This is a genomic window from Streptosporangium sp. NPDC051022, assembly GCF_040683035.1.
In the GTDB taxonomy this organism is placed as follows: domain Bacteria; phylum Actinomycetota; class Actinomycetes; order Streptosporangiales; family Streptosporangiaceae; genus Streptosporangium.
Genome location: NZ_JBFBCF010000014.1, coordinates 204,101 through 226,703, shown reverse-complemented (window position 1 = coordinate 226,703; position 22,603 = coordinate 204,101). Strand labels below are relative to the sequence as shown.

Here is a 22,603-nt window from a genome sequence, read left to right as displayed (position 1 = left end):
GCCGCCCGCCTGGCCGACCTCGGCCTGACCGGCGTGGCCGGCCCCGAACTGGAGTACTACCTCCTCGAACCCGCCACCCCCGGCACCGGTTCCCGCGATGCCTCCGGCACCGCCTGGAAGCGCTACGACGACGCCCCCGGCAACGTCTACGTCGCCGGCCGCAAGGGCGACCGCGGCTCCCACGTCCTGCGCACCCTGCGCACCCTGCGCGCCCTCGACATCGGCGCCACCATGGGCAACCACGAGTTCTCCGGCGGCCAGTTCGAGATCAACCTGCACCACTCCGACGCCCTGGACGCCGCCGACCGCGCCTTCCGCTTCAAGAGCGCGATCAAGGAACTGGCCCGCCACGACGGCCTGATGGCCACCTTCATGGCCAAGCCCTTCGACGACGAGGGCGGCTCGGGCTTCCACGTCCACCTGTCGTGCGTCGACGCCACCGGCCGCAACGTCTTCGCCACCACCCCCGCCCAGGACACCACCCCCGGCGGGGAAGCCGGGGACGCGGGGGCGCCCTACGGGCTGTCGCAGACCGCGATGTACGCCATCGGCGGTGTGCTGGCCCACGCCCCCGCCCTGGCCGCGCTGCTCAACCCCACGATCAACTCCTACAAGCGCTTCGGTCCCGACACCCTGGCCCCCTGGCTGAACGACTGGGGGCTGGACAACCGCAGCGCCATGCTGCGCATCCCGCCCGAGCGCGGCGCCGGCAGCCGCCTGGAGGTGCGGCTGGGGGACGCCTCGGCCAGCCCCTACCTGGGCATCGCCGGTCTGCTGGCCGCGGTCTACCTGGGCATCCGCGACCGCGTCCTGCCGCCGGCCCCGCTGGAGGGCTACGGCTACGACACGGCCAAGGCGCCGGTGCTGCCGATGACGCTGCCGGCCGCGCTGGACGCCTTCGAGGCCGACGGCGAACTGATCGAGGTGCTGGGCAAGGAGTTCTCCGCCGCCTATCTGGCCTACAAGCGCGACGAGGTGCAGCGGTTCTCCAAGACCGTCACCGACTGGGAGTTCCGCGAGTACGCCTACCAGCTGTAGTTCCCCGCATATCCGACCCCGTAGTTCATTTCGAGCATCACCTGGAGGACCCCATGCGCCTGGACGACGTCGACCTGGCGGACAACGACAAGTTCCTGGACGGCGACACCCCGTGGCGCATGTTCGACGTGCTCAGGGCCGAGGCCCCGCTGCACTGGCAGGACGAGCGCGAGTACGGCAGCGGTTTCTGGTCCGTCACCCGGCACGCCGACATCGTCGCCGTGGACCGCGACGCGGAGACCTTCACCTCCAGCAAGTTCACGAACCTGGAGGAGGTGGACGACCGCCAGGCCACCATCCGCCGCTCGCTGCTGGAGACCGACGGTCCCCGGCACAGCGTGCTCCGCCGTATCCTGCAGCGCCAGTTCACGCCCCGCGCGATCGCGGGCTACGAGGTCTTCCTGCGCGGCCTGACCGCCAGGACCCTGGACGCCGCGCTGGCCAGGGGCACCTTCGACTTCGTGAAGGAGGTCTCCGCCGACTTCCCGATCAACGTGCTCGCCAAGATGCTGGACGTCCCCCAGGACGACACCCAGCAGCTGATCGACTGGGGCAACCGGATCATCGGCAACACCGACCCCGACTACGCCGACGTGCTGCTGCACAGCGAGGAGAGCGAGCAGTACCGCGACCTTCCCTTCCGCAGCCCGGCCTCGCTCGAGGTCTTCGAGTACGGCCGCGAGCTGGCCCGTAAGCGTCGCGGTGGCGACGGTACCGACCTGGTCAGCAAGCTGGTCAACGAGCCGACCGCGGACGGGGTGCCCCTCTCCGACCGTGACTTCGACAACTACTTCCTGCTGCTCGTGGTCGCGGGCAACGAGACCACGCGGCACGCGATCTCGCACACGATGCTCGCGCTGATCAACAACCCGGGCGAGGCGGAGAGGCTCCGCCAGGACCTGTCGCTGATGCCGGGCGCGGTCGAGGAGTTCCTGCGCTGGGCCTCCCCGGTCTACCACTTCCGCCGCACGGCCACCCGCGACGTGGAGATGCACGGTAAGCGGATCCGCGAGGGGGACAAGGTCGTCATGTGGTTCGCCTCGGGCAACCGGGACGACCGGGTCTTCGACGACCCCTACCGTTTCGACGTCACCCGGCCCGCCAACGACCACATCACCTTCGGCAAGGGCAGCCCGCACTTCTGCCTGGGCAACGCGCTCGCCAGGCTGGAGATGCGGATCATGTTCGAGGAGCTGCTGCCCCGAATCTCGGACATCAAGCTGGCCGGGGCACCGCGCCGGGTCCGCTCGAACTTCGTCAACGGCATCAAGACCCTGCCCGTCACGGTCACCCTCGCCTGAGCCGGGTGGCAGCGGGGACACGACGCGGTCCGGCGGGCGTCCCCCCGCCGGCCGCGTCACCGGGCCTGTCCGGTCGACATAGGCCGATATGACAGGTGAGTTCGGGGGGAAACGACCATACTTGGTCGGATGGACCTGGAGACCCGGCATCTGAGGTACATCGACGCGGTCGAGGCCGAGGGTAGCATCACCAGGGCGGCCGCCATGCTGGGGATGTCCCAGCCGTCGCTGACCGCACAGCTCCGGCGCATCGAGCAGGTGGTCGGGGGACGGCTCTTCGACCGGAGCAGGCACGGCGTCCGGCCGACCCCGCTCGGAGAGGTCCTGGTGCCGCACGCGCGGGACGTGCTGGCTGCGCTGGACGAACTGAACCGGACGGTACGCCGCTTCCACGACGGAACGGGCGTGAAGGTCGGGGTGCTGACCACGGGGCTCGCCGTCGCGCTGTGCGACGCGGTCACGGCGGCGCTGCCGGATCGGCCGGTCGACCTGACGGTGGTCGAGAGGCGGAGCGCCGCGCTGGACGCGCTGGCGGACGGTGAACTGGACCTGGTGCTGTACGTCGACTTCCCGGGGCAGGAGTACGCGGTCCCGGAGGGGGTGCGGGTGACGCCGGTCGGACTGGAACCGCTGTTCATCGCCGTCCCGACCGGTCATCCGGTCGCGTCGCGGGCCGAGGCCTCCCTCGCCGAGATGGCCGGGACGATCTGGCTGGCGGCGCCGCACCGGGACGACGACCTGGACCGGCACCTGGCCGACCGGTGCGCCGCGGCGGGCATCGGCCCGATCGTCGTCCACGCGTTCGATCCGCTGGTGATGGCCCAGATGATGCGCCGGGGGGACGACGTCGCCGTGCTGGTGCAGGCACTCGGCGGTCCCCTGCCGATACCGGGGGTGGTGGTCGCCCTGCGCGACTGCCCGCTACGGGTGCGCCACCTGCTGCTGTGGTCGGAGAGCGGGAAGGTCGACGAGAAGACGGCCGACGAGGTGCGCGCGGGTCTCATCTCGGCCTCCACCGCTCTGGCCCGTGACGGGTGCCGGCTGCCGGGCTGGCCGGACCGGAATCCGGGCTGGCTCGGCTCACCTGAGTGACCGGGACGCCCGCTGCGCCCGAGGACGCCCGCTCCGCCCGAGTGGTCCGCCGTACGGTTCCGGGTGCTCAGCCGTACGGCGGAGCCTCCGCCCGATGCCGGACGGCCGCCGTCTCGAACCGGTCGAGGGCGTTGAGCACCGTCCTGGCGTGCGCGGCCACCAGCTCGCCCAGGGGGGTCGGCACGGCTCCCTGGGCGCTCCGGCGGAACAACCGGCCGCCCGCGGCACGCTCGGCCCGGCGCAGCGTGTCGGTCACCGACGGCTGGGTCATCCGCAGCTCGGTGGCCGCCGCGGTGAGCGTTCCCATGTCGGCGACGGCCCGTACCACCCGCAGGTGCCGGAATTCCAGCTCCATAGGCAGAGCCTATGCAACATTGAGATTGTTCGTGAGCGCGTTCGTCACACATAGTGAATTCACCTGTTCCCGGCCGCTCGACCCCTGCCCCCCTGCTGAAGGAAATCCGTTCATGAGATCGCCTGATCGGCCGGATCCGGACCGCGACATTCCGCGGTGCGGGCGATCTCCGCGGATGCCCAGACGGCCCGACGTCCGGACCACCCCGGACGGTGGCCGCGCGAACGAGTTCGACGGCTCGCACGAGCCGCGCGTCCACGGCGCGACGACCACCATTCCGCGCCACGGCGACACCGGCCCGCCCGCTCCTCGCGGGGATGCCCGGCCGGAGCGCGGCCCCCGTGCGACGACCAACGAACGACCAGGATGGCGGCCGGTCCGGTGCGCTCGCGCCGCGACCTGCCGACGGCATCCGGAGGACTGCGCGATGAGAACGGACGAGCGACAGCGGCGATTCATCCAGCTGGGCCGGGCGCGGTTCTCCGGGCGGCCCACCTCGGTCGGCAGGGTACGCGGATGGGCGCGGCGGCTGCTGGCCGGAGAGGTCGCCGACGACGTGCTGGACGACACCGTCGTGTTGCTCAGCGAGCTGGTCACCAACTCCGTGCTGCACTCGGACTCGGGACGCGAACCGGACGGGTTCTTCACGGTGTTCGTGGCCGCCGGGGACGGCGTCGCCCACTGCGCGGTGATCGACGAGGGCTCCGCCACGAACGTTCCCGTCGTCCGGGAGATGTCGGACGACGGGAACGTTCGTGGCGGAGGCCGGGGCCTGTGGCTGGTGAGCGCGATGGCGGACGCGTGGGGCTTTCATCACGACGACGAGTCGGGCAACGCGGTCTGGTTCCAGATAGGCGGCTGTTCGCGTCCGGCCTTCGCCGACGGCTCGCGGGAGGAACCGGCGCTGCCGGGAAGTGAGGCGATTCCGGAGTCGCCGATGATGGCCGGGGCCTCTCCCGCACTGGCCGGACGCGACGCGGAACCGTGAACGCCATCGGCCCCGTCTCGCACCGGTGCGAGACGAGGCCGGCGGTGAACGCGCGCTCCGGGGACGGGGCGCGCGGGTGGCGCGTGGGTCAGCGGGTGGGGGTGAAGTCCCGCAGGGCGGCGGGCTGCTTGCCGGTGGTGATCTGCTCGGCGAGCATGCGTCCGGTGACCGGGCCGTGGGTGAAGCCCCACATGCCGTGGCCGCCCGCGACGAACCTTCCCGGGGCGTTCGTGGCGCCGACGAGAGGCCGTCCGTCGGGGGTGACGGGACGCGGGCCGACCCAGGTGTCGGTGCGCTCCTCCCAGGAGACGCCGGTGAGCAGCGGCCTGGCGGAGGCGATGATCGCGTCGACGCGCGCCTGGGCCAGCGGGGCGTCGGCGTCACGGAACTCCATCGTCCCGGCGACGCGCAGCTTGCCCTGGTACGGCGTGCAGGCCACGCGCACGGCGGGCAGGTAGACCGGCCCCGGCACGGGCCGGTCGGTCGGCACGGTGAAGGAGTAACCGCGTCCCGCGCGCACCGGTACGCGCACGCCCCAGGCCGCGCCGAGGGTGTTCAGCCAGGCGCCGGTGGCCAGCACGACGGCGTCGGCCCTGACGGAGTCACCGGCGCCGGAGATCACCCGGAGCGAGCCGGAGTCCTCGCGGACCTCGGTCACCCGGAAGCCGGAGCGGATGGTGGCCCCCCTGGCGGTGACCGAGGCGGCCAGCGACCGGGTGAACTCTCCCGGGTCGACGTAACGCTGCCCGTCCAGCCGGACGCCGGCCTTGACCTGGGTGGAGAGCTGCGGCGTCCCCGCGCGGAGGGCGTCGCCGTCCAGCGCGGTGTAGTCGATCTCCAGCCCGGACTGGTCGATGCGCTTGAGCTCGTGCAGGAGCGCCGTGGCCTGCTTGACGTTCTCGAACGCGGCCGTGATCGGGGCCTCGATCGTGGGGGCCTCGACGCCGTTGGAGGTCAGTACGTCGAACGCCTCCAGGCACTCCTCGTTGAAGGAGAGGTTGGCCTGTACGGCACGGCTCCAGGACTTCCAGGTGCAGTTCACGGCGAACCGGGTGAGGAAGGACCACAACCCGACGTCGGGGGTCGCGGGCACGTGCAGCGGGGCACGGGGGTCGAGCAGGGAGCGCAGGCCGTAGCGGAGGATCCCGGGCTCGTTCAGCGGGATCGCCAGGCCCGGCGAGAGCCAGCCCGCGTTGCCCCACGACGCGCCCGCGGCGACCCCGTCGCGGTCGACCACGGTGACCTCCACACCGCGTTCCTGCAGGAACCACGCGGTGGACAGGCCAACGACTCCGGCACCGATCACCACCGCGGTACGCGGCCCACCGTCGACACCCATGACTACTTCTCCACTCCGGACGATCTTCCGACGACCTCTGGCGGGCCCGGGACGGGCCGCCGAGAACACGCGCACGCCGCGGGCGTCGCTCGCTTCAACGAGCATCGCCGCCGCGGCACGGAAACGGTCTGTGATTGTTGGACAAGTGGGGGCAGGGGCTTTGGCCGGGGCCGACAAAGACCGCGGGCCGACGGGAGGAACCGGAAGGTCACGATCGTGTGTCCGGGCTGACGGCCAGCGCGATGATCATCGCCAGCCGTTTCTCCGGCAGTTCGAGCCGCAGGTCGGTGATCTCCGCCATCCTCCTGAGCCGGTACCGGACGGTGTTCGGATGGACGTCGAGGCGGGCCGCCGCGACGGCCAGATCCCCCTGTGCCTCCAGCCAGGCGCGCAACGTCGCCAGGTAACGGGTGCCGTGCTCCGCGTCGTGCCGGGTCAGCTCGGCGACGGGGCCGCGGGCGGGGACGCGCCCCGACGAGGCGGCCGCGCGCAGGCGCTGCAGCAGGATCTCGTCCCACGACTCGTCGTAGACGACGGGGGCGCCGCCGGGCCGTGCCGTACGCAGCGCGAGGCTCTCGTCGGCCTCCTGCCTGCCAGCGGCGAGCTGGGTGGGCTCCGCCGCCCCGCCGACGCCCGCGAGCACGGTGACCTGCCGCGGCAGGACGTTGACGATCGCGGCGAGCCAGTCGAGGGCGGGCGCCACGTCGTTGTCGCAGGGCAGCAGGGTGTACAGGGTGTTGCCGAACAGCGTGCTGCGTCCCGGCCGCGACCAGCCGAAGCCCGTGGTCGCGCGTTCGAAGGCCAGCAGGACCCCGGCGTGCCTCTCCTGCCCGATGTGCGCCTGGAGCGCGATCACCCGGAACCGTCCCCGGGGCAGGCCGAGCCTGCTGACCACCGCGGGCGCGTCGGCGGTGCCCTCCAGCAGCCGGATGACGAGGTCGGACTCCACCTGACGTTCCAGGTCCGCGCTGACCCGGGAGCGCAGCAGGTGCAGCGCGACCGCCCGCGCCCCGTCGCCCAGGACGGTCCGGCGCGTGCCGGACAGCGGCTGCTCGCACTCGACCCATATCGACCCCAGCAACTCGCGCCCGGCGCGCACGGCGACCACCATCCGGCCCCGCAGGCCGTGCGCGGGCGAGGGGTCGACGAACAGCGGCTCGTCCGAGGTCGCCAGATGCGCGAAGACGCCCTTGCCCTCGAACAGCCGCCGCACGGTGTCCGGCACCCGCCTGCCCAGGATCGTCTCCAGGCGCGCGGGGTCGGCGGTCTGCTGGGAGCCGGAGTAGGCCAGGACCCGTGACATCTGGTCCTCGATCGTCACCGCCGAGCCGATCTCGGTGGCGAGGGTGTCGGCGAAGGCGAACAGGTCGGTCGGCCCCCGCCCGGCGTCGGTCTCCCGGCCCTCCAGCACCAGGCCGTAGACCACGCCCGACAGCTGGCTCCAGGACACCTCGGGCTCCACGAGCAGCACGGCGATCCCGCCGGCACGGGCCTCGGCCAGGACGCTCTCGTCGAGCGGCGGGCTCCCGCGCACCAGCATCGCGGCGGCGCGGGCCGAGCGCGCCAGCCGTACGGCCTCGGCAGCCGAGTCCACGCCGACCGCCAGGAACACGTCACCGGTCGCCGGGCGGGTGTCGGTCGGGTCGTGCACGACCACGCTGCGCAGCTCCACCTCCCGGGAGGCCGGGGCATGGCACAGCCGGGCCCCGTAACCGCCGAGGACGTTGACCAGCCGGTCCAGCCTCAGCATGGGCCGACCCCGTCCGTCCGCGCCGGACCGCCGGGCGCCTCACCCCGGGGGCGCCGCCTCGCGGGGAGCGCCCCCGCGCGGGCCGGCACCCTCCGGCTCCGGCACGCATGATCCTCCCGGCCCGGCGTCCCCGGGCCGGGAAGGGGCTCCCGGTGACACCCGCCGGAATTGGTCCGTTCCACACCTCGATTCTCCTCCGCTCCCGCCGGTGCGGAGCGCATCCCGTCTCCGCCCGCGCGGGGGCGTCAGGAGGGGGCGCCCAGCGCGTCGCGGGCGTCCATGAGGGCGAAGCCGAGCAGGTTCAGGCCCTGCCAGGTGGAGGGGGTCGCGGCGCGCTCGTCGTCGGTGGCCAGGCCGATGCCCCAGATCCGGTCGACGGGGCTGGCCTCGACCAGGACCCGGGTGCCGGTGCCGAGCAGGAAGGCCCTCAGCTCCGGGTGCGCGCCGAACTTGGCGACGCTGCCGCGCACCACGATCTCGTAGCGGTGCTCGTTCCACACGGCCTCGTCGAAGCCCCTGACCTCGCGGCCGAGCCTTTTCGCCGCACCGGGGTGCTCGGCGGCGAGGATCCCGGCCGCGGTCTCGTCGTCGCCGAACAGCCAGGCCTTGTGCGCCATCATGTAGTGCTCGGCCGACCGGAACAGGTGCCCCTCCGCGGTGAAGGCGGTCTCCCACCACTGGCTGAGGCACCCGGCGCCGACGCCGCCGTCGCGCGGGGGCCGGTGCCCCCAGAAGAACAGGAACCGCAGCCGCTCGCCGTTCCGTTCGGCGGCGACGGCCTCGGCGACGGAGCGGGGCGAGGTGACGGGGTCGGGCACGGGTCCACACTGCCATGCCCGATCCCGTCGCGGCCAGCGGATCACCGGCCGGGCCCGGTACCCGACAGCGCCCGGCGGTACCCGACAGTGCCCGACAGTGCCCGGCGGTGCCCGGCGGTGCCCGGCGGTGCCCGGCGTCACAGGCGTTCGAAGCCCCGGACGCGTTCCCAGTCGGTGACCGCCGTCTCGAACGCCTCCAGCTCCACCCGTGCGGCGTGGGCGTAGTGGCCGACCACCGCCTCGCCGAAGACCTTGGCCGCGATCTCGCTCCGCTCCCAGCGGCGCAACGCCTCGCCCAGCGTCGACGGCAGCCGAGGCAGCCGGGGGTCGGCCAGCGCGTTGGCGGTGTGCGGAGCGGGCAGGGGCAGGCGGTTCTCGATCCCGTACAGCCCCGCCGCCACGACGGCGGCGACGGCGAGATACGGGTTGGCGTCCCCGCCCGGCACCCGGTGCTCGATCCGCAGCGACGTCCCCGAGCCCACCACGCGGATCGGGCAGGTGCGGTTGTCCCTGCCCCAGGCGACACCGGTGGGCGCGAACGCGCCGGGCCGCAGCCGCTTGTAGGAGTTGACGTTCGGGGCCATCAGGAGCGCGAAGTCGGCGAGGCAGGCGAGCTGCCCGGCCACGAAGTGCCGCATCAGGTCCGACATCCCGCCGTCCGCCGCGTCGTCGGCGAACACCGGTGCGCCGTCCGTGCCGCGCAACGACAGGTGGACGTGGCAGGAGTTGCCCTCGCCTCCGTCGAACTTGGGCATGAAGGTGAGCGCGACGCCCTCCTGCGCGGCGATCTGCTTGGCGCCGTTCTTGAAGAAGACGTGGTTGTCGCAGGTGGTCATCGCCTCGTCGTAGCGGAAGACGATCTCGTACTGGCCGGAGTGGCACTCGGCGCGGCCGGTCTCCATGACGAGCCCGGCCCGCACCATCTCCCGCCGGATGCGGCGCGCGACCGGCTCGATCTCCGACAACCCCTGCAGGGAGTAGTCGACGTTGTAGCGGGTGCCCGTCTCCAGGCCGTGGTAGCGGCGTTCCCAGGCGTCCCGGTAGGAGCCGCGGAAGACGAGGAACTCCAGCTCGGTTCCGGCGAGTGCGACCAGGCCCCGCTCGGCCAGCCCGTCGAGCCGGGCGCGCAGCACCCGGCGGGGGGCCACCTCGACCGGCTCGCCCCCGGGCCACACGGCGTCGGCGATGACGAGCGCGGTGCCGGGGTCCCACGGAGGCAGGCGCAGCGTGGCGGGGTCGGGACGCAGCACGAAGTCGCCGAAGCCGGTGTCCCACGCGTCGATGGCGTAGCCGGGCCCGGTCCCCATCTCCACGTCGGAGGCGAGCAGGTAGACGCAGGCGCCGAAGCCCTGCCGCGCCACCTCGTCCAGGAAGTACGGCACCGCGATCCGGCTGCCCTGCAGACGGCCCTGGAGATCCGGGAGCCCGACGATCACCTCTTCGACGCGTCCCGCCGAGAACTCGGCCCGCAGCCGCTCGTACGCCGGCACCTGCGGCGTGCCCGGCGCCGTCACGCCGCCTCCCCGGGGGAGCGACCCGGCTCGGGGGCGGGACCGGAGACAGGAGCGGAGACGGAACCGGAGACGGGGACAGGGACGGGAACGGACAGGGGAGCCACCGCGGCCAGCGGATTGGCGACGAAGCCGTGGACGACGTCGAAGCCCCCGTCGCGCTCGGCGCGGTCGTGGAATCTCCCGCCGAGCAGCTGCTCCCGGTTGAGCGCCACCCGGTCGAACTCCGGCGCGAGCAGCCCGAACGCCTCGTACCGCTCGGCCAGCTCGGGGAAGCGGGCGTGGTAGCGCTCGATCTCCGCGCGGACCATGCCCCAGAAGTCCTCGGCGGGGACACCGAGATGCGTCTCGGCCAGCGGGGCGAAGAACCGGAAGTGCCCGGCGAAGATCGCGCTGAGCAGCGAGTGCGCCAGCTCGTGGGCGGGCCAGCGGAGCAGGACGGCGTCGGCGCGCGCGGAGAGGGCGGCGTACTCGGGGCGGTCGCCCGGCAGCAGGTTGACGTCCTCGGCGAAGTCCTTGACGGCGATGCCGACGGGGACGTCTGCGGCGTCGTAGAGGATCACGGTGTTCTCGCCGTGCGGGCAGTAGGCCACGCCGTACCGGTAGAGGTGGTGCAGCAGGCCGGGCAGCAGGGCCGTGAGGAACCGGGCCAGCCACGCGTGGGGGGTGAGCCCGGATCGGCCGACGAGCTCGCTCACCAGGGCGCGGCCGTCCGCACCGACGCTGAGGAGCGAGGCCATGGTGCGGGCCCGCTCGCCGTCGCCGAGCAGCGCCGCCACCGGCTCACGCCACACCGCGCCGAGCAGCTCGTGGTAGCGGTACGGCGCGTCGCGCACCGCGTCGTAGAGCGGATGCCGTACGGCGACGGCCGCCACCTCGCCGAGCGGGTGGAAGCGCAGCTCGTCGCGGAGGTAGGGGTCCGTCTCGCGCAGCGCGTGCAGCCAGGCGCTTACGTCGGGCGCGGCCCGGGTCGGCTCGGTGGACAGGCCGCGCCACACCAGCGTGTTGCGGATGAGGAGGGGCACCTTCACGTTGCGGCGCCACGGATGGTCCAGGTTGGCGAGCGTGCGGATCGACTGCAGCGGGCGGTAGCGGTCCGGGCCCTCGCCGAGCGGGACGATCCGGCCGTCGGCGAGGTAGGACGCGAAGAGGGGCTCGACGGCCTCGTCCCAGTGGAAGGGGTGGACGGGAAGCCAGACGAAGTCGGCCACGTCCAGGGAGCCGCCCGCGCAGGCCTCCTCCAGCGCGACCGCGAACCCTTTGCGTGTCTCCTCGTCCAGTTCCTCGGCCAGCAGCGTCCCAGCGTCGAGCCCGGGTACGCCGGAGTAGTCCGCCAGCGTGGTGTGCACGGCCGCCCACCGCAGGCGTACGGCCCCGGCCGCCTCGGGGGCGTAGGCGGCGGCGTCGGAGGCGGAGAAGCCCAGGCGCCCCTTGTTGAGCAGCATGCAGGGGTGACCGTCCTGGTGGGCCTCCAGGTCCAGGTGGTCCAGGTCGGCGAGCCGGTCGGCGGGCAGCGCGCGGGAGAGGACCTCCGCCTCGGCCCGCCGGGTCGCGGTGAGTTCGCGCAGCACCTCGGCGGTGGTCGGGCCGTCCCAGCCGAGGACCGCGCGGGCGTCGAGGAGAAGCCGTTCGGGCCCGGCCTCGCCCTCGGCCGGGGCGGGGTGCCGCCGCAGCGTGCCGTCGACCAGGCGCCAGGAGCCGAAGGCGCCGCGCGTGGCCCGGAACGTCCACCGGATTCCGTCTCCCAGGTCCAGCCGGTAGGCGTCGGGGGAGGCGGCTCCGGTGTCTGGACGCGGGACGAGGAGCTCCTCGTAGGCGAACTCCTCGACGGCCTTGGCGAGCAGGCGGTGACCCGCCCGGGCCCAGGCCTCGCGGGTGAGGCGGTTCATGTGTGTGTCTCCTCGGGGGACATCTCGGAGGTCGTGGGGGACAGGGAGGCGGCCGGGGCCGCCGTGGGGGATGGGGAGGTGGCCGGGGCCGCCGTGGGGGACGGGGAGGCGGCGGGTGCCCCGGTAGGGGGTGGCGCGGGCCGCGCGCGTTCCAGGGTCAGGGCGACGGCGAGCGCCTGGACGACCGCGGCGACGGCGATCGGCAGCGCGAGGTCGTACGAGACGACCGCGGCGGCGGTCAGCGGAGCGGCGAGCAGCCCGGCGGACCTGGCGGTCTCCACGGCGGTGAAGGCCGGGCCCGCCGTACCCGTGGCACGGAACACACGCAGCTCCACGGCGACCTGGCAGAGGCCGAGGCCGGCGCCGAACAGCAACCGGCCACCGGCCAGACCGGCCAGCGAGGAAGACAGGGCCTGCCACGCCAGCCCGGTGGCGCCGATCGCCAGAGCCAGCGGCAGCAGCCGGGGGCCGAGCACGTCGTGGCAGCGGCGCACGACGGGCAGTACGGCCAGCGCGGCGACGCTGGGCAGGAAGAACAGCGCCGCCGAGATCGCGGACCCGCCGCCGAGGGCGTCGGCGAACTCGGTGAAGAAGGGACGCGCCACGTTGACCGAGAAGTCGAACGCGATTCCGATCAGCGCGGCGTGGACGAGGTGCGGCAGCCGCCGCCCGCGCCGCGCCCCGGCCACCGGGCCGCCGCCCACGCCTGTGTCCACGCCCGTGCCCGTGCCTGCGTCCGGGGCCGGCTCGCCGGAGGCCGGCGTGCCGGTGGACGTGCGGGTGGGCGTGGCGGTGGAGGAGGGGCCGGTGCCGGGAGCACCGGGAGCCGCGCGGCGGCCGAGAACGCGGTAGGCGAGCACGGCCAGGGCCGTGTCCAGCACGGCGAAGGCCGAGATGCCGAACCGGGGCTCGGGCAGCGCGAGCACCCCGGCGCCCACCGCCGTCGCCACCACGGTCGACAGGTGGAAGACCAGCACGATCGAGCGGATCCCGGCTATCCGGGCCCACTCCCCGTCCCGCGCCGCCCCGTCCTCCGCCCTCCCGTCGTGCTCGGCGATGAAGGCCGGATAGGCCAGCAGCAGCGCGCTGTTGGTCGTGACCACGGCCGTCGACAGCACCGTGTAGGCGGCGTAGCTCGGAGCCATGCCGAGGAACAGGTCGAGCACGGCGGACCCGCAGAGCCCGGCCAGCACCAGCCGGTGCAGCGGCCACCGCCGGGCCGCCAGCCCCCACAGCGGGAGCGCGGCCAGCCCGACGATCCGGCAGATCCACAGGTACACCCCGGTCGCGCCCGGGTCCTCGATGCCGTAGAGCCGCTGGAACAGCTGCGGCAGGAAGGGGGTCAGCGAGGTCTCCGCGACCAGGTGCAGTCCGATCACCGAGATGAGCACGGATCTGGCGTGACGCGACGGCGCGTCCGGGACCGGCGTGCGGCTCTCCTGCACGGTGTTCACCGCGGCGAACCCGCCACGGTGGCACCGAGGGCGCCGTCCCGTGCTCCGACGCCCGGATCCCGCGTCGAGCCCTGGGTGTGCGGAGCCCCGAAGGTCGTCCAGGCCACCCGGGAGGGGACCGGGAGCACGGTGCGCCCCGCCGCGGCGTTCAGGATCGTCGCGGCCCGCCACGCCCCGAGCGTGAGATCGGGCGCGCCGACGCCGTGCGTGTGCATCTCGGCGTTCTGCACGTACAGCGAGCCGGAGACCCGCGGGTCGAGCGCGACCCGGTAGTCGCCGTCGACCTGGTAACGCCCCCGGTCGTCCCAGTCGATCAGGTCGGCCATCGGCTCCAGGAAGGCGGGGCGGGCCGCGGTGTATCCGGTGGCCGCGACCACGGCCGAGGTCCGCACCTCGAAGACCGTTCCCTGTCCCCGGTGCAGGCAGGTCAGCCGGTACCCGTCGCCCTCGGCCGACGCGGTGCGGATCTCGACCCCCGGATGCAGCGCGGCGCGCGGCGCGGCGCCGCCGATGGTCCGCTCGTACAGCTCGTCGTGGATGTCGCCCAGCGTCTCCCCGCTGACGCCCTTGTAGAGCTGCCACTGCTCGCGCACCAGCCGCTCGCGTTCGTCCTCGCCGAGCCCGCGGAAGTAGTGGATGTAGTCCGGGGTGAAGTGCTCCAGGCCGATCTTCGAGTACTCCATGGGGGCGAACGCCGGGGTGCGGGCCAGCCAGCGCACGTACGGCCCGCTCGCGCCGTTGCCGTCCTGGTGACGCAGCAGGTCGAGCACGACCTCCGCCCCCGACTGCCCGGCGCCGACCACCGTGACGTCGCGGGCGGCGGCGAGCCGGGCCCGGTGGGTGAGGTAGTCGGCGCTGTGCAGGACGGGACCGCCGGTGTGGGCTCCGCCCAGCAGCGGGCGCAGCGGCTCCGGGACGACGGGGGCCGTTCCGACGCCCAGCACGACCTGGCGGGCCGTCACCCGGGACTCGGCGCCGTCCGCCGAGCGGTACGTCACGGTGAAGAGGCCGGCCCGTTCGTCCCACTCCAGGGCGGTGACCTCGGCGCCGAAGCGGCAGGAGGGCAGCCGTTCGGCGACCCAGCGGCAGTAGTGGTCGTACTCGCGGCGCGGGATGTGGAAGCGCTCGGAGAAGAAGAACGGGAACATCCGGCCGTGGTGGCGCAGGTAGTTCAGGTACGACCAGGGGCTCGTCGGGTCGGCCATGGTGACCAGGTCGGCGAGGAACGGCACCTGCAGGACGGTGCCCTCCAGCAGCAGCCCGGGGTGCCAGGAGAAGCCCGCCCTGGCCTCCAGGAAGAGGGCGCGGAGACCGGGAACCCCGGAGCAGAGCGAGGCCAGGGAGAGGTTGAAGGGGCCGATGCCGATCCCGACCAGGTCGTGGTGGGCCCGGCCGTCGGAGACCGGACGGTGGGAGGGCGGTCCGCCGGACGCGTCCGGTGCGTCCGAGGGGCCGGGGGCGCCCGGGGGCGTCGGGGGCATCGGGGGCGAGGTCACCGTTCCACCTCCGTGAGGGGGTTGGGGAGATCGATGTAAACGGACTGGGTCCTGACGTCGCCGACCAGTTCGTCCAGGCCGTCCACGCAGGTCAGGTAGTTGCCCTTGCAGCGCAGCACGGGTGCGTCGAGCAGCAGGGCGAGGAGGTTCTTCGCGCCGGGCTCGGCCGCGCGCAGCCGTTCCAGCGCGGCGCGCAGCACGCGCAGCAGGTCGCCCTCGTCGGCGAGCCCGAGCGCGCCGAACGCGCCGACCAGGCCGAGCAGGTTGTTGACCCCCAGGTAGTAGGCCACCCGCTCGTCGACGAAGTCGTCGTCGAAGACGAGTTCCAGGCCGTCGGACAGGCCGGGCAGCAACGACCGCAGGTCGTCGGCGTGGGAGGCGGCCACGTAGTAGCCCTGACTGTCCCGGTACCAGCCCGCGCGGGGCAGGCCGTCGTCGCCCAGCGCCACCAGCGTGTTCTGGTGGTGGGGCTCCAGGGCGACGCCGTACCGCGCGCGGAGGCCGATCAGGGGGACGGCGAGCACGTCGAGGTAGCGGGCCAGCCAGCGCGCCGACGCCTCGGCGGTGGACACGCCGTGCGCGCGGCGGACCCGCGCCACGGCGGCCGACAGCAGGGCGCGGTGTTCGGGGGCCGTCCCGTCGCCGGGGCCGGTGCGCTCGGCCAGCAGCCCGGCCACGCACCTGCCCTCCCCGTCGCCGCCGCGGAAGGGGTTGTCGCGGATCGCCGTCTCCAGCCCGGTCTCCGGTCCGTCCGTCCCCACCGAGACCCAGGCGAAGTCGCGCAGGATCCGGAACTCCGGGTGCCGGGCGCGCAGCCAGGCGTCCGGGCCCGCGGCCAGCAGCCGGGCGGCCCGGACGCCGAGACGCATCTCGCCGCGCAGGTTGTTCCGCCGGGAGTTGGTGATCCGCATGCCGAGGGAGAGCTTGAGCATCGTCTCGGCGTCCGGGCGGTGCACGGTGCGCACCGAGGACGTGGCGTACCACGCGGGACCGGCGGGACCGAGCGGGCGCAGCAGTCCCGCCTCGACCAGCGAGGCGACCTCGGGGCGGCGCAGTACCTCGCGGGCCTGCCACGGGTGGGCGGGCACCGGGACCATCCCGTCCGGCACCTCGACCCCCTCGGCGAGATCGCCGAGCAGCTCGCGCGGGGCACGGCCGTCGGCGCTGTCGCCCACGACGACTCCGGGGTCCGCGGCGAACCAGTGAAGGCGGAAGGAGCCGCGCGACTCGGGGGACCAGGCCTCCAGGTCGCCCTCGGACGCCTCCTCACGGCTCTTGGGCGCGGGATGGAAGGGGTGCCCCAGCAAAAGCGCCTGCTCGGCGTCGAGGAACGGTGTCGGCCCCCGCCCATCGGGGCCCTCGGCGCGCCGCAGGGCGAGATGCGCGGCGGTACGGCGGGCGGAGTTCAGCACCCGGCCGACGGCGTCGGAGGCGAGATGGGCGGGCAGCCGCCGCGCGACCGCGGTCTCGTGGATCACGGCGGCGGCCACCAGCGCGGCTCCGGCGGGCAGGCGTCGCGCTCCGGATCCGAGGTCCCCGGCCGGGAGGACGAACGGCTCGCCGAAACGGTGCCAGCCGGTCGTGGACCGGTGCCGTACCGGGACGCCCAGCCGTACGCCGGTGGCCGGGAGGTCGAGCAGCAGCTCCCGGCCGGTGGCGGGGAGGCGGATCCCGGCGTCGCGCACGTACGCGCGCAGCAGCGCCTCCACCGCCGCGGCCTCTCCCGCGCGTGACGGATCGGCGTGGTCGAGCGGGTCGGGGAGATCGGGCGTTCCGTTCACGGCAGGTCCTCCTCGGCCTGACCCTCCGCGGCGACCAGGTGGATCAGCCGCTCGACCTGTTCGGGCGTCGTGTGCGGGTTGAGCAGGGTGAGCTTGAGCCTGATCCTGCCCGGGCCCTCACCCGGCAGTTCGGTACGGCCGACGACCGCCAGCCCCTTGCGGAGCAGGCGGCGCCGCAGTCCGGCGTTCACCCGGTCCGCCCGCGCGGGGTCGGCGGGCACGTAGCGGAACAGGAAGGTGGTCAGCACCGGGTCGGCGTGCAGCTCCAGCCGGGGATGGGCGCGCACCGCCGCCGCGCCGCGGCGGGCCAGGTCGTGACAGGCGTCGACGAGACGGCCCAGGCCGCTCCTGCCCAGCGTCCGCAACGTCACAGCGATCTTGAACGCGTCGGCGCGGCGGGTGGTGCGCAGCGAGAGCCCCAGCAGGCTGGGATATCCGGCCCGCTCGTCGTCGGCGGGATTGAGGTAGGCCGCCCGGCGGGCCAGCGAGGCGTAGGTCTCCGCGTGCCGCACCAGGAAGACACCGGCGGCGGCGGGCTGCCAGCCCAGCTTGTGCCAGTCCAGGGAGACCGAGTCGGCCAGTTCGATGCCGGCCACCAGCGGCGCGAGCCGCTCGGACAGCAGCGCGCCGCCCCCGTACGCGGCGTCCACGTGCAGCCAGGCACCGTGTTCGAGGGCCAGGGCCGCGCAGGTGGGCAGCGGATCGATCGCCCCGGTGTCGGTGGTGCCGGCCGTGGCCACCACGGCGATCGGCAGCTCACCGCGCCGGACGCAGTCGGCCATGGCGCCGGCCAGCGCCTCCGGGATCATCCTGAGCTCGTGGTCGACGGGGACGGGTACGACCGCCTCCTCTCCCAGGCCCAGCAGGGCCGCGGCCCGATGCACGGAGAAGTGCGCGGTGGCGGAGGCGAAGATCCGCGGGGGCGGCGCGCCATCGGGTATTCCGCCCGTTTCGATCCGGCATCCGGTCACCCGGCCCAGCACCCGGTCCCTGGCCAGGGTCAGGCCCATGAGGTTGGACTCCGTGCCGCCGGAGGTGAGCACACCGGCGGCTTCCTGCGGATATCCCACCAGCCGCGCCAGCTCCTCCAGCAGCAGTGTTTCCAGCGCGGTCGCCGCGGGAGCCTGGTCCCAGGAGTCCTGCGAGGGGTTGATCGCGGACACCGCCAGGTCGGCGGCGACGGCCACGGCCAGTGGCGGGCAGTGCAGGTGCGCGGCGCAGAAGGGGTCGGCCGGGTCGGCGCTGCCGTACGCCAGCAGGGCGGTCAGCCGGTGCAGCGCGTCCTCGCCGTCGGGCCGGGCCAGGGCCCGCGCGACCCTGGCGGACAGCTGCGCGGGCCTGCCGGAGGGAAGAGGACCGCCTCGTTCGGCCGCGCCCAGGGCGAGGGCGTCCAGCACGACGCGGAGCACGGGCTCCAGCGCGGCGGCTCCGGCGACGCCGCCGGACAGCGCGCTCTCCTGACCGGCCTCCGGCGGTGCGCCGACGCTCTGCGGCAGTACGGCGACGCTCTCCGGCAGCACGGCGACGCCCGGCGGCGGGCCGCCGACGGGGCCGATCACGCCGGCCGTCCCGCGAGCCGAGGCGCGGCCACCGTCGCGATGGCGTCGGCCAGCCTGTCGAGAACGGTCTCGACCTGCTCGTCGGTGATGATCAGCGGGGGCAGCAGCCGGACGGTCGAGTCGTGCCTGCCGCCCAGTTCCACGATGAGGCCGCGATCCAGGCACGCGGTACGGACCTCGGCGGCCAGCCGTGGCGCCGCGGGGAGGGTTCCCCGCGCGTCGGGCACGCCCTCGGGGTCGACCAGTTCGACGCCGATCATCAGGCCGCGGCCCCGGACGTCGCCTATCACGGGCAGTTCGGCGCACAGCGCGGTGAGCCGGGCCATCATCAGGGCGCCGATCGCCGAGGCGCGTCCGGCCAGGCCCTCGCGGGTGATGTGCCGCAGGGTCGCGGCACCGGCGGCCATGGCCAGCGTGTTACCGCGGAAGGTGCCGGTGTGGGCGCCGGGCAGCCAGCCGTCGTAGTCCTTGTGGTAGACCAGCACCGCCAGCGGCAGGCTTCCCCCGATGGCCTTGGACATCACCATCACGTCGGGCACGATCCCGCTGTGCTCCACCGCCCACATGGCCCCGGTCCGCCCGCCGCCCGTCTGTATCTCGTCGACGATCAGCGGGATCCCGCGCTCGGCGGTGATCCGCCGCATCCGGCGCAGCCAGGAGTCCGGGGCGGGCACCACGCCGCCCTCACCCTGCACCGCTTCGAGGATCATCGCGGCGGGAGGGACCACGCCGCCCGACGGGTCGTCCAGCAGCCGCTCGACGTACGTCGCCGACAGCTCCGCGCCCCGCGCCCCGCCGACCTCGAACGGGCAGCGGTACGAATAGGGATACGGCAGCCGGGTCACGTCCGTGGCGATCCCGGCCACGGGCGTCTTGACCGCGACGCTGCCGGTGACGGCCAGCGCGCCCGTGGTCATACCGTGGTAGGCGCCGGTGAAGGCCAGCACCCCGTGCCTGCCGGTGGCGGTCTGCGTCAGCTTCAGCGCGGCCTCGACCGCGTCCGTCCCGGCGGGCCCGCAGAAGTGGACGCGGCCGTGGTCGGCCACGGCGCGGGGCAGGGTGGCGAACAGCGCGTCGGTGAAGTCGTCCTTCTGCGGTGTCGCCAGATCCAGGACGTGCAGCGGGGCCCCGCTGTCGACGGTGCGCCGGATGGCCTCGGTGACGACGGGATGGTTGTGGCCGAGGGCGAGGGTGCCCGCACCGGAGAGACAGTCGAGATAGCGGCGGCCGTCGACGCCCTCGATCGTCATGCCGTGCGCGTACGCCGGGACGATCGGGAACGACCGGGCGTACGTGCGCGCCGAGGATTCCCGGGCGTTCTGCCGTCGGAGGATGGCCTCCGCGCCGAAGGGGGAGCCGGCGTCGGCGAGGTCGGACGGATGCGCGGTCATGGATCAGCCTCCAGGAGGGGGTGGGAAGGCGACGGGAAAACGGGCGCGTGCGCCCTTCGCACGCGGTTGGGGTTCTCGGGTGGCTCAGCGGGCTCAGAGCAGGTGGCGCTCGGCGACGGGGTGACCGAGGAAGCGGTGCATGGCGAACTCCCAGCCGTAGGAGCCCGCGCAGGGGAAGACGACCAGGTCGCCGGCGCGCACACGGTCCACCCGGACGTCGCGCAGCAGCGTGTCCTCCGGCGTGCACAGCTCGCCGACGACCGTCACCCGCGCGTTCTCCACCGCGGGACGCGGCCGGTCGTCCGGCCAGTGCCCCACCGGGAGCACCGCCATGTTGTGCACGATGTCCCAGGAGGTGGGGAGCTGGAAGTGGTTGATGCCGCCGCGCAGCATCACGAACCACTTGCCGTAGGAGGCCTTCACGTCGATCACCTCGGCGGCGTACCAGCCGCAGTCGGCGACCAGGAAGCGGCCGGGTTCCAGCAGGACCCGCACGCCCGCCGGTGGTTCGACCTGTCCGGCCAGCTCGCCGAAGCGGGCGACGTCGAAGGGCTTCTCGCCCTCGAACGCGACGCCGATGCCGCCGCCGATGTCGATGTGGCGCAGGTCGACGCCGTTCTCCCGGGCGGTCCGCACGCTCCACTCCACGCACCAGCGCAGGTAGGCGGCGTGGGAGTCGGCGTCGAGGTTGCCCGAGGCCGCGTGGACGTGGAAGCCGGTCACGTCGAGGGCGGGCAGCCGTACGGCCTCGCGCAACACCTCCGGCACGTCCGGCTCCGCCACGCCGAACTGGGACGGGACACCGCCCATGCGCAGGGAGCCGGTGACCGGGATCTCGGCGGGGTTCACCCGGAGTGCCACCCGGGCCCGCACGCCCTCGGCGACCGCGACCCGGCTGATCCGGTGGAGTTCGAGCAGGCTCTCGGCGTTGATCGCCTCGACCCCGGCCCTGACAAGGGCTGTCAGGAGAGGGGCGGACTTGGCGGGTCCGGCCGCGACGGCGCGGGCTCTGCCGTCCGGTGCCGGCCGGACGCCCAGGGCGAGGTCGAGCTCCGCCCGGGAGGCGACCTCGAACCCGTCCACGTGGGGGGCGAGGGCCTCGACGACCCCGGGGAAGGAGTTCGCCTTCATGGCGTAGTAGACGGCCGCCCACCCGGGGAGGGCCGCGCGCAGCTCACGGGCGCGTTCCGCGGCGACCGATCCGTCGTACACGTAGGCCGACACCGGTGTCCCGGTCCCGGTCAGGTCGAGCAGGCGACGGCGGAGCGGGACGGGAAGGACGTCCACGGGGTAGGCGGAGCGCGGGGCCGCCGAGGGGGGAAGCTGAATGGACACGGGTCTGCCTCCGGCATGAGGGGGTGAGAGGGGCCGGTCCGGCTGGTCGGATCATGCCGTCGGGCCGGTGGCGGTGTGAAGGCGTTCGACGCCGAACGGAAACGAATTCCGGTGGGCGGCGTCACGGCGCGGCCGCGCTCTTTCGCAGGGGACCGCTTGTGTGAATCGCCGCCCGTGAGCTCACTGCATCCAGCGTTTTTCGAGCTCGGAGGCGAAGTCGGTCCACGCCTGGGCGTAGTCCCGTGCCAGCCTCGCCACGGCGTCCGCGCAGTGCGAGGGGACCTGCTCGGCGATCTCCTTGCACTCGGTTATGCCCCGGTGGCTGCCGTCCAGCCACCGGATCAGGCGGCGGCCCGCGTCGTTGTAGCGAAGAGACGGGTCCTTCATCAGGGTGGCCATGGTCGCGGCCGAGTCCGCGCGGTCGAACGGCCTGGCGCTCGGGAGGCGTGGCGGGGACGGCGAGCCGTCCCCGCCCGGTACCGGGTTCGCCGTGGATCGGGGCCCGTACCGCTCCGGCATGGGCTCCTCCCCGGAACGGAGACGTTTTCGCACGTCGTGGACCGTGGACGGGGACACCCCCGCCTCCCGGGCGATCGCCCGGATGGAGGCGGTCGGCTTGTTCACCAGCAGTTCGTGGGCCCGTAACCGGCCGGTCAGGGCGTTCATCGGCCGCACCCGGCCGTCCTTGCCGATCCTCACGATCGACTGGTCGCCTTGCGCGGTCGAACGCCGTCGCACCTCCGCGACGGACCCGGGAGACAGGCCGGTGATGGCGGCGATCATCCGGTTCGACCACTGGGGATGCGAGTCGATGATCCGCGCCGCCGCCGCCGTCCGGTCGGCGCGGGTGAGCGGCAGTCCGTGCGCGATGTTCATTCGTACCGCGAGCACGAACGCCTCCTCGCTCGTCCCGTAGAATATCTTGGCGTCGATTTCCCGCTTACCGCACATGAGAGCGGCGCGGACTCTGTGCATCCCGTCTATGACAGACATTGACTGGCCGTGAATGACAATAGGTGGTAAATTCTCGCCTGACTCGAGGAGCATCCGGCAGTGATCGTCGTTCAGTCCCTCCTGTCTTGGAGAATTCGCAAGGTTCAGTGATTCGACAGGCACCGTGACCGTCGGGAGACTGTCGAGCTGGATGACGTTAGGGCTGCTGGCGTCGGACTTCCTGAGCAAGCCGCCCTTCAGGTGATCGTGCATCGAGGTCCTTCCCCGAAACATGGTGAACGTACGGCCCGGAACGCCGGACGACGGGCATGTTCAAGGCGTTCGATGATGTCGCCGTGTGATGATCTGTAACGCCCTCCTCATAAGCGAGCACCAAGTTACAACAGGAAGTAAGGCGAACCAAATTTACATTACTGACTCTTGTCAGGAAGGTCATAAACGCTGGTCAGAGCTGTTTTCGCCCGTCATTAACGCTTTTTCGCGGGGCGTGCCCGAGGCGGCGCGCCGGCGCGCGGCGCGCTCTTCGCGGATCCTCCGGCCGTTCCCGCTCGG

The 22,603-nt window shown here is 73.4% G+C and carries 17 protein-coding genes; 4 read left to right on the top strand and 13 right to left on the bottom strand.

Annotation, left to right across the window (positions count from 1 at the left end):
* The 3 genes from AB0N02_RS23555 to AB0N02_RS23545 all read left to right on the top strand — a co-directional run.
* A partial coding sequence (locus AB0N02_RS23555; RefSeq protein WP_363950201.1) for a glutamine synthetase occupies positions 1-1,038 on the top strand: 1,038 nt, incomplete at its 5' end.
* Between the two features lie 53 nt (positions 1,039-1,091).
* Positions 1,092-2,339 carry a cytochrome P450 gene (locus AB0N02_RS23550; protein ID WP_363950198.1) on the top strand — a complete coding sequence of 416 codons (1,248 nt, stop codon included), beginning with the start codon at positions 1,092-1,094 and terminating at the stop codon, positions 2,337-2,339.
* Between the two features lie 129 nt (positions 2,340-2,468).
* A complete protein-coding gene (locus AB0N02_RS23545) occupies positions 2,469-3,431 on the top strand; it encodes a LysR family transcriptional regulator (protein ID WP_363950196.1) in 963 nt (320 codons plus the stop codon).
* 67 nt (positions 3,432-3,498) lie between these two features.
* Here the strand turns inward: AB0N02_RS23545 and AB0N02_RS23540 are convergent, their stop codons facing one another.
* Positions 3,499-3,786 (bottom strand): LysR family transcriptional regulator, encoded by a 288-nt coding sequence (locus AB0N02_RS23540; protein WP_363950193.1) that lies wholly within the window; start codon positions 3,784-3,786, stop codon positions 3,499-3,501.
* 427 nt (positions 3,787-4,213) lie between these two features.
* Between AB0N02_RS23540 and AB0N02_RS23535 the strand changes: the two genes are divergently transcribed.
* Positions 4,214-4,774 (top strand): ATP-binding protein, encoded by a 561-nt coding sequence (locus AB0N02_RS23535; protein ID WP_363950190.1) that lies wholly within the window; start codon positions 4,214-4,216, stop codon positions 4,772-4,774.
* A gap of 88 nt (positions 4,775-4,862) precedes the next feature.
* On the opposite strand, the gene AB0N02_RS23530 is transcribed toward AB0N02_RS23535, so the two are convergent.
* The 12 genes from AB0N02_RS23530 to AB0N02_RS23475 all read right to left on the bottom strand — a co-directional run bounded on the left by AB0N02_RS23530 (position 4,863) and on the right by AB0N02_RS23475 (position 22,303).
* Positions 4,863-6,113 (bottom strand): FAD-dependent oxidoreductase, encoded by a 1,251-nt coding sequence (locus AB0N02_RS23530; protein ID WP_363950188.1) that lies wholly within the window; start codon positions 6,111-6,113, stop codon positions 4,863-4,865.
* Positions 6,114-6,321: 208 nt separating this feature from the next.
* Positions 6,322-7,863 (bottom strand): helix-turn-helix domain-containing protein, encoded by a 1,542-nt coding sequence (locus AB0N02_RS23525; protein WP_363950185.1) that lies wholly within the window; start codon positions 7,861-7,863, stop codon positions 6,322-6,324.
* Between the two features lie 245 nt (positions 7,864-8,108).
* The gene (locus AB0N02_RS23520) at positions 8,109-8,681 is read right to left on the bottom strand and encodes an NADAR family protein (RefSeq protein WP_363950182.1); all 573 of its coding nucleotides are present in this window, start codon (positions 8,679-8,681) and stop codon (positions 8,109-8,111) included.
* 137 nt (positions 8,682-8,818) lie between these two features.
* A complete protein-coding gene (locus AB0N02_RS23515) occupies positions 8,819-10,195 on the bottom strand; it encodes a glutamine synthetase family protein (RefSeq protein ID WP_363950179.1) in 1,377 nt (458 codons plus the stop codon).
* A complete protein-coding gene (locus AB0N02_RS23510; RefSeq protein WP_363950177.1) occupies positions 10,192-12,081 on the bottom strand; it encodes an IucA/IucC family protein in 1,890 nt (629 codons plus the stop codon). The genes AB0N02_RS23515 and AB0N02_RS23510 overlap by 4 nt, the downstream gene beginning before the upstream one ends.
* Entirely contained in the window at positions 12,078-13,535 is a 1,458-nt protein-coding gene (locus AB0N02_RS23505; RefSeq protein ID WP_363950175.1) for a hypothetical protein, read from the bottom strand. Before AB0N02_RS23505 ends, AB0N02_RS23510 begins: the two co-directional genes overlap by 4 nt.
* Positions 13,532-15,031 carry a lysine N(6)-hydroxylase/L-ornithine N(5)-oxygenase family protein gene (locus AB0N02_RS23500; protein ID WP_363950173.1) on the bottom strand — a complete coding sequence of 500 codons (1,500 nt, stop codon included), beginning with the start codon at positions 15,029-15,031 and terminating at the stop codon, positions 13,532-13,534. Before AB0N02_RS23500 ends, AB0N02_RS23505 begins: the two co-directional genes overlap by 4 nt.
* Positions 15,028-16,812 carry an IucA/IucC family protein gene (locus tag AB0N02_RS23495; RefSeq protein WP_363950171.1) on the bottom strand — a complete coding sequence of 595 codons (1,785 nt, stop codon included), beginning with the start codon at positions 16,810-16,812 and terminating at the stop codon, positions 15,028-15,030. The genes AB0N02_RS23500 and AB0N02_RS23495 overlap by 4 nt, the downstream gene beginning before the upstream one ends.
* Positions 16,809-18,371, bottom strand: a complete 1,563-nt coding sequence (locus AB0N02_RS23490) for a pyridoxal-dependent decarboxylase (RefSeq protein ID WP_363950169.1) — start codon at positions 18,369-18,371, stop codon at positions 16,809-16,811. The genes AB0N02_RS23495 and AB0N02_RS23490 overlap by 4 nt, the downstream gene beginning before the upstream one ends.
* A complete protein-coding gene (locus AB0N02_RS23485; RefSeq protein ID WP_363950167.1) occupies positions 18,368-19,762 on the bottom strand; it encodes a diaminobutyrate--2-oxoglutarate transaminase in 1,395 nt (464 codons plus the stop codon). Before AB0N02_RS23485 ends, AB0N02_RS23490 begins: the two co-directional genes overlap by 4 nt.
* A gap of 93 nt (positions 19,763-19,855) precedes the next feature.
* Positions 19,856-21,097: a hypothetical protein gene (locus AB0N02_RS23480; protein ID WP_363950165.1), complete on the bottom strand. Its 1,242-nt coding sequence runs from the start codon at positions 21,095-21,097 to the stop codon at positions 19,856-19,858.
* Positions 21,098-21,277: 180 nt separating this feature from the next.
* Entirely contained in the window at positions 21,278-22,303 is a 1,026-nt protein-coding gene (locus AB0N02_RS23475) for a ParB N-terminal domain-containing protein (protein ID WP_363950163.1), read from the bottom strand.
* Positions 22,304-22,603: the final 300 nt, after the last annotated feature.

What these genes read in the sequence shown, in the direction of transcription:
- AB0N02_RS23550 (WP_363950198.1), top strand. Translation starts at nt 1,092, where the DNA reads ATGCGCCTGGACGACGTCGACCTGGCGGACAACGACAAGTTCCTGGAC.
- AB0N02_RS23545 (WP_363950196.1), top strand. Translation starts at nt 2,469, where the DNA reads ATGGACCTGGAGACCCGGCATCTGAGGTACATCGACGCGGTCGAGGCC.
- AB0N02_RS23540 (WP_363950193.1), bottom strand. Translation starts at nt 3,786, where the DNA reads ATGGAGCTGGAATTCCGGCACCTGCGGGTGGTACGGGCCGTCGCCGAC.
- AB0N02_RS23535 (WP_363950190.1), top strand. Translation starts at nt 4,214, where the DNA reads ATGAGAACGGACGAGCGACAGCGGCGATTCATCCAGCTGGGCCGGGCG.
- AB0N02_RS23530 (WP_363950188.1), bottom strand. Translation starts at nt 6,113, where the DNA reads ATGGGTGTCGACGGTGGGCCGCGTACCGCGGTGGTGATCGGTGCCGGA.
- AB0N02_RS23525 (WP_363950185.1), bottom strand. Translation starts at nt 7,863, where the DNA reads ATGCTGAGGCTGGACCGGCTGGTCAACGTCCTCGGCGGTTACGGGGCC.
- AB0N02_RS23510 (WP_363950177.1), bottom strand. Translation starts at nt 12,081, where the DNA reads ATGAACCGCCTCACCCGCGAGGCCTGGGCCCGGGCGGGTCACCGCCTG.
- AB0N02_RS23485 (WP_363950167.1), bottom strand. Translation starts at nt 19,762, where the DNA reads ATGACCGCGCATCCGTCCGACCTCGCCGACGCCGGCTCCCCCTTCGGC.
- AB0N02_RS23475 (WP_363950163.1), bottom strand. Translation starts at nt 22,303, where the DNA reads ATGCACGATCACCTGAAGGGCGGCTTGCTCAGGAAGTCCGACGCCAGC.